Source organism: Streptococcus sp. A23, from assembly GCF_043674155.1.
GTDB lineage: Bacteria > Bacillota > Bacilli > Lactobacillales > Streptococcaceae > Streptococcus > Streptococcus suis_V.
In genome coordinates, this window is the sequence record NZ_JBIMJP010000033.1 from 1 (window position 1) to 6,125 (window position 6,125).

The 6,125-nt window shown below is 39.7% G+C and carries 4 protein-coding genes; 2 read left to right on the forward strand and 2 right to left on the reverse strand.

The window, feature by feature from the left end; genetic code table 11:
• Positions 1-232 precede the first annotated feature (232 nt).
• The gene (locus ACHBIE_RS10690; protein WP_394733313.1) at positions 233-823 is read left to right on the forward strand and encodes a type IV toxin-antitoxin system AbiEi family antitoxin domain-containing protein; all 591 of its coding nucleotides are present in this window, start codon (positions 233-235) and stop codon (positions 821-823) included.
• A complete protein-coding gene (locus tag ACHBIE_RS10695) occupies positions 820-1,665 on the forward strand; it encodes a nucleotidyl transferase AbiEii/AbiGii toxin family protein (RefSeq protein ID WP_394733314.1) in 846 nt (281 codons plus the stop codon). Before ACHBIE_RS10690 ends, ACHBIE_RS10695 begins: the two co-directional genes overlap by 4 nt.
• Before the next feature lie 61 nt (positions 1,666-1,726).
• On the opposite strand, the gene ACHBIE_RS10700 is transcribed toward ACHBIE_RS10695, so the two are convergent.
• Positions 1,727-4,528 carry a phage tail tip lysozyme gene (locus tag ACHBIE_RS10700; RefSeq protein WP_394733315.1) on the reverse strand — a complete coding sequence of 934 codons (2,802 nt, stop codon included), beginning with the start codon at positions 4,526-4,528 and terminating at the stop codon, positions 1,727-1,729.
• A 1-nt stretch (position 4,529) separates the two neighbouring features.
• On the reverse strand, positions 4,530-6,125 hold a 1,596-nt coding region (locus ACHBIE_RS10705; protein ID WP_394733316.1), incomplete at its 5' end, for a VirB4-like conjugal transfer ATPase, CD1110 family.

Genomic DNA, 6,125 nt, shown 5'->3' on the forward strand with positions numbered 1-6,125 from the left:
TTAATGGGAATATTAGCTTAAGAACAAGAAGGATTATAAACCTTGTATTTGATTTTTAAACTTTGCAACAGAACCCTCTTTTTTTTTGTACAGCTCGTAGCCCAAGTTCAATACCATCATAAAAAAGAAGGCTTGATTTTGTTATCACAATACATTAATGTAAAAGAAAATGTTGCTTTTATACCACAAATATTGTAAAATTGTAGTGTAAAAGCAACAAGTGGGAGGCCGTATGTCAAAAAAAGAGATTCTACTCGATTTTATAGAAAAGAACAATGGCATTGTCACAAACAAAGATTGTAAAGCACTAGGTATTCCAACAATATATCTGACAAGACTAGAGAAAGAAGGCATTATCTTCCGAGTTGAAAAAGGTATTTTCCTAACCCAAAACGGAGACTACGACGAATACTACTTCTTTCAGTACCGTTATCCCAAGGCTATTTTCTCTTATATCTCAGCGCTTTACCTGCAACACTATACAGATGAAATTCCTCAATATTTTGACGTAACCATTCCTAGAGGCTACCGTTTTAATACTCCTCCAGCAAATCTGAACATTCATTCCGTTTCTAAGGAATATAGCGAACTAGGAATTACACTTGTAAAAACCCCTATGGGAAACGAGGTAAGAGTGTATGATTTAGAACGTATTATCTGTGATTTTGTGATTCATCGAGAAAAAATAGATACTGAGCTTTTTGTCAAAACACTTCAACATTACGGAAACTATTCTAAAAAAAATCTTACAAAACTCTATGAATATGCGACAAAAATGAACACCCTAGACAAGGTCAAACAAACTCTGGAGGTCCTAGTATGAATAAAGCTAAGCTAACAGCACTCTGTCATAAAATATCAAAGAATACTGGATTAACCTTTAATTCCGTGATGACTTACTACTTTCTTGAAGTGATCTTGAAAAAATTAAGTCAGAGTACCTATTCAAATCACTATATTTTCAAAGGAGGATTCCTACTGTCAAATGTTATCGGAGTTGAATCTCGTAGCACGGTTGATATTGATTTTTTGTTCCATCAAATAACACTCTCAGAAGATACTGTGAGGCAGCAACTCAAGGAAATTTTAGCAGATTCCGAAGAAGGTATAACTTTTGTGATTCAATCAATCACAGCTATTAAAGAAAGTGATGACTATGGTGGCTATCGAGCAACAATTTCGTGCCAACTTGAGAATATTAAACAAGTTATCCATTTGGATATTGCGACAGGTGATGTTGTAACTCCTCAGCCGATTACATACGACTATAAAGCTATTTTTGATGAAGACAATTTTCCAATCATTGCTTATACAATTGAAACAATTCTAGCTGAAAAACTCCAAACCATCTATTCACGCAACTTCTTGAACAGCAGAAGCAAAGATTTTTACGATGTTTATATTCTTTCAAAACTGAAGAAAGAAGACATTGACTTCATTCAATTGAAAAATGCCTGTCAGAGAACATTTTCATATCGCGAAACAGAACTCGATTTTGTAAAGATTATTGAACTACTCGAGAGGTTCAAATCTGACCCTATTCAGAATAAACAATGGCAAAATTATTCAAAAAAATATAGCTATACTAAGGGGATTTCACTTGCAGATGTTCTTGATGAGATGATTCGTCTCATAACAGTTCTCATTTCTATAAATTCTGATTAATCGTGACAAAAAAACACAAAAGATATGCTAACATTTATTCATTTTGTTAGCATATCCTTTTTTATTTCGTCGTATAGGCAAAACTCAAGCTACTATCCACTCCAGATAATTTACGGAAGGTGTAGTTGGGATTGCCATTGTAGTTGGTTTCTGAGATAAGGAATGAGCCATCTGGGTAGACTTTTTCGACGAAGGCCACATGCCCGTATTCTGTTGGTGTGCCATGTCCTCCTCCCGCAAAGGAAAGAATAGCTCCTGCTTGCGGACTTGTTCCAGTTTCCCCACCGAGACTTGCGGCTGTACGCACCCAATCTTGGCCATTGCCCATGGTACTGATAATTGGAATCTTCTCACCATTTTTACCTTTGAGTTTAAGACCCAGTTGGTTGATACGGGCTGCAACGCCCCAAGTACATTGGCCGAAAGCGTAACCCATCCCGTCACCACCTCCTGGAACAGAGTTTTCAAAAAGGTCTCCTCGTACAGCTTCAAGTGCTTTTGGATCACTTTGTGCTGTCCCACCGTTAGGTTGACTAAAGCCTTTTTCAATTTGGTAATACCACTCACTTGCTCGTGTCTGACGTTCAAGTAGCTTATCACCACTATTTCCTTCCCAGTAAATGAGAAAGAGTTGGGCAAGACTAGCTGGACTACCTGTATTTTTGAAGAAGTCCTTTAACCAGTTGATGTAATAAGGACTATCCCCATGCAACATGAAATCCAGTTGTAACCCTAAGTCATACCACTTTTGATGTTTTCCTTTGGCATATTCCAACAATAAAGTATGTCTGCGTGACCCATCCGCGGTATCTGTCCATTGGCCTAAGCCTAAACCACGTTTGAGAATATTGGGGTAACGTCCATTGTATATTGTTGGACCATTAAGTGAAAGCCAACCCTCATCATCCCACGAACTGTCTGTCGCACCAATAGGGGGAGATAGATAGTCGCCCTCGGCACGTTTCGGGTTGATGGAGGATTCTACCGACCAGTTACCTAGAATGGCTGCGATGGCTTGATTGGTCGTACCTTTGCTTTTAAGATAGTCATAAATAGCCTTGGCTCTCTCGAACTCATCGCCACCAAACTGACCGATAGTTGGAAGAATGGTGGTCTGAACCTGAATCACTTTTGGAAAGTAGAAAGCTGGATTGACATAGACTAGCTTATCCGTGTCATCATCAACCTTTTGATAGGTGACTTTTAGACCCGTTCCATCCTTGGTCTCACCAATAATGTCTCCTGCCAAGACTTGTTGATGTTCACTCACTCGGCCTGAATGAATGCCAAACAAGGTTAGTTTAGTCTTATTCACTCCCTTACCAGATGTCAAAATAATATTCTCTCCATCAAGAGATACCTTACCATCCATAGGAGACACAATGACTTGACCTTCTTTTGCTTCTAAGATGATATGGTGATGAAGCGTTGGTTTCTCATCAATGACCTCATAACCATACCGGTAGGTCATGTTTAAGCTATCCTCATCGGTCTGTCCCTGAAAGGGATTGTCCAATTCTTGAAGGGATAAATAGTTGCCTTCTTCGGTCAATTCCTTTAGTTCTTCCTGGTCCTCATCAGACAGCTTGTAAGCAGGTTCTTTATATAAGTCAGACATGGATTTAATAGAATCTCCACCATTTAAGTCCGTCCACACCTGACTGAGAAATACTTTGTAGGTCGTACCACCTGTTTCCATGAAATCGTCAAGCTGGTAGTCTTGGTATTGATGATTCATGTAAACCATAATCTCATCAATCTTGGTGTAGTAGGTAATCCCTTTATCGTTGGTTCTTGTATGCTCCGCATCTTCCCACGTCATGTGGGTATAGGCCTTGGTCAATTCCATCTCATCTTGTTGAATGACGCTGCTTCCTGAGACACTCATGAAAAAGCTCATCATCAAAAGGAGTATCAAGAGAAGGCCTGAGACAATCCAAGTCAAAGGATTTCCCGCAATTACAGAAAAGAAGGTCAGGCTTCCCTTAATGGCTTGAACAATCCCCTTAACTCCTGCTAGACTGTGCTTTCTGGCATGCTTTAAAAAGGTTTGGTAGCGTCTTCTTGGTTTAAGAGGTTTCTGGCGTATGAATCCTTTTCCCTTTTTGAAATTCTGGAATCGTTCCTTTCCATGAGCCACTTTCGTCTTTGTAAAATGCACACCAGTCTGACCACTTTTCACCGCCACTTTACCTGCTTGATAGGTAAACCTGCCATAGCGTCTGGCTTTCAAGCTGGTATCCTTTAAGGTTCTAAAACCATCTAAATCATCATCCTGTGCCACCAAGTCAAGCGATTCAGATGCAGCTAAGCCTAATCCAACTTTGACTTTGATAGAGTTTTTCTTAGACTTTTGGATTTTCTTGAGTTGTTTGACCTCACGTTTGGCAGACCTCACTTCTTTTTCTGCACTGAGTCGATCAAATGATTTTTCTTGATGAAACTGAAAGCGAGACTTCAAGGAAGATTTATCTTTTTGGAAGGTAAACTTGGGATTAACTGCCTTTTGCTTCTCACTTAGTTTCACTTCTGACAAATGTTTTCTTGCCGTCCGCAAACGCTCTTGAGCTTGCGGAAGTCGATACCTCTTGATTTCCTTTACCTTCAACAGTCTAGGAGACACATAGGTAATTCCCTTTAAGAACTTCTCTTCTGCTTCCTTTTGGCTTCCTAGCAAATTTTGTTTTAACTCTGTTTTCTTTTCCTGAAAAAGAGAATTTTGAGCTGGTTTTCGAAATCGTCCTTTATTAGGAACAGTCTGTTCTAAGGCTCTAACTTCTTTCCGATAATGCATACGAGCTGATTTTAAGTTGCTTCGAAAATTTTGCCTGGCTTGTTTGACTAGCTTTTTATCCTCTTTCATCTCATGTCCTCATTTTTTCAGGGTCCGTACTCATGATGTCAAAGAGCTTGGTGTGTTGTGGAATCTTATTCTTGAAAGGAACAACCGTGGAACCGGCCTTGATTAGGCCAGCCCCTTTTTCAGGATTGACCAAGTATTTCTCCAGTTCCTTGGAAAGTCCAAGCATATGCACCAATTCTTCGCGATCGCTCTTAGCCTGTTTTAATAGAATCATAAACTCGCTATTGGCAATAATACGTCTGCCATTGGCATCTAAAAGTAGTGTTTCTACATTCTGAGTAATACCCGTCGGTATCGCCCCATACTTACGGACACGACTCCAGAGTTTAAAGAAGAAATCAGAGGCATACCTGTCCAATAAAAGAAGCTGCATTTCATCAAAGTAAATCCAGGTTTTCTTCCCTAGCTTTTGGTTTTTGACCACACGATTCCAAATCTGGTCAAAGATAACCATGAGGGCAATTTGTTTTAATTCATCGCCTAACTTTTTGACATTGTAAATCAGGAAATGACTGTCTGTTTTAATATTGGTCCGATGTGAAAATATATCTAGCGACCCTTCTACATAGAGTTCCATATCCAGTGCCAAGTCCTTAGCTTCCTGTTCAGGTTGTTGAGATAAGACAAAGACCCATTCGACCAATGATGGTGTGTCAAAATGCTTATAGGTGAGTCGTGTCACACGGTCAATCAAGGACTTCTCACGACCATCCATTTTGCGGTCCAAGAGCTTTCCAATCCAGGACAAGAGAAATTCGGACTTGACCTTGACTGGGTCCTCATCCATATTCTCATCGGATAGGTCTAAGACATTTAAAAAGGTAGTGGAATCTGGGGCAATATCAATACTCTCTCCACCAAAGGCTTGACCGATAATACTGTACTCATTTTCTGGGTCAACAATAATAATTTCGGTATCGCTATCTGCTTCCTTGAGCTTAGTAGAGATGATTTCATGTTTTGTCGCCATCCCTTTTCCAGCTCCAGAAGTCCCTAAAATCAAACCTGACGGAGTATTTAACTTGCCACGGTCAATACTGATGATATTACTTGAGATTTGATTGATGCCATAAAATTTCCCACCCTTGTCCTGAATATCAACGGAAGTCCAAGGTGCATTCACGGCAATGTTTGAAGTCAATAGAGAACGAGAAACTCCTTCGAGATAGTTCTTCCCAAATGGCAAGAGACTATTAAAAGCAGCTTCTTGCATGTAGGTCAAATTATCGATAATCATATCATTAGACCCTGCTACTTGCTTGATAATATCAAGAGATTGTTTGAGTTGGTCTTCTGTATCTGCAAGCACACCAATCAGAAATACGGTGTCAAACAGTTTATCTCCTGTTTGGGTCATGGTTTGAAGAAGAGCTTCTGCTTCATCGATGTTGTTTTCAAGAACATGGCCGACCTTCTCTAAATAGATACCTGTCCGAGCCATCTTTTGTTGTTCCCCAATCTTTTGCGATTCCATCAAGGTCTTCTTGGTTCGTAACTTGGTCATAGTTTCAGACTTGGTGGAGCCTTTAGCATGTAGGCTAATCATCACTTCCAAATCTGACTGCATGAGGTCACGAATAAATTTATCCCCTAGCTC

Coding starts and splice junctions, on each gene's coding strand:
- ACHBIE_RS10690 (WP_394733313.1), top strand. CDS start 233: ATGTCAAAAAAAGAGATTCTACTCGATTTTATAGAAAAGAACAATGGC.
- ACHBIE_RS10695 (WP_394733314.1), top strand. CDS start 820: ATGAATAAAGCTAAGCTAACAGCACTCTGTCATAAAATATCAAAGAAT.
- ACHBIE_RS10700 (WP_394733315.1), bottom strand. CDS start 4,528: ATGAAAGAGGATAAAAAGCTAGTCAAACAAGCCAGGCAAAATTTTCGA.